The organism is Photobacterium sp. DNB22_13_2 (assembly GCF_052873915.1).
Genome location: NZ_JBNNXU010000062.1, coordinates 1 through 417, shown reverse-complemented (window position 1 = coordinate 417; position 417 = coordinate 1). Strand labels below are relative to the sequence as shown.

General features: G+C 64.5%; 1 protein-coding gene. It reads left to right on the top strand.

The window, feature by feature from the left end; all coding sequences use genetic code 11:
- Positions 1 to 417 (top strand): AMP-binding protein (locus tag ACVA58_RS27800; RefSeq protein WP_446513484.1); only part of this gene is annotated, 417 nt, incomplete at both ends.

The following is a 417-nucleotide window of genomic DNA, read 5'->3' as shown; positions in this document are numbered from 1 at the left end:
AGATCACGCACTGGACGAACATCCCGACCATGGTGATCGACTTCCTGGCGAGCCCCCAACTGGCGGAGTTCGATCTGTCGAGCCTCGCCTACATCGGCGGCGGCGGTGCGGCGATGCCCCAGGCCGTGGCCGAGCGCCTGCTGAAGGATTTCAACCTGGCGTATCAGGAAGGCTACGGCCTGTCGGAAACCATCGCGCCGACGCACAGCAACCCGGCCGACCGGGCCAAGCAGCAGTGCCTGGGCATTCCTGTGTTCAACACCGACGCACGCATCGTCGATCCGCAGACGCTGCAGGAGCTGCCGATTGGCGAGGTGGGCGAGATCATCGTCAGCGGCCCGCAGGTGTTCCTGGGCTACTGGGGCAAGCCCCAGGCCACTGCCGAAGTCTTCATCGAGTTCGAGGGCAAGACATTCT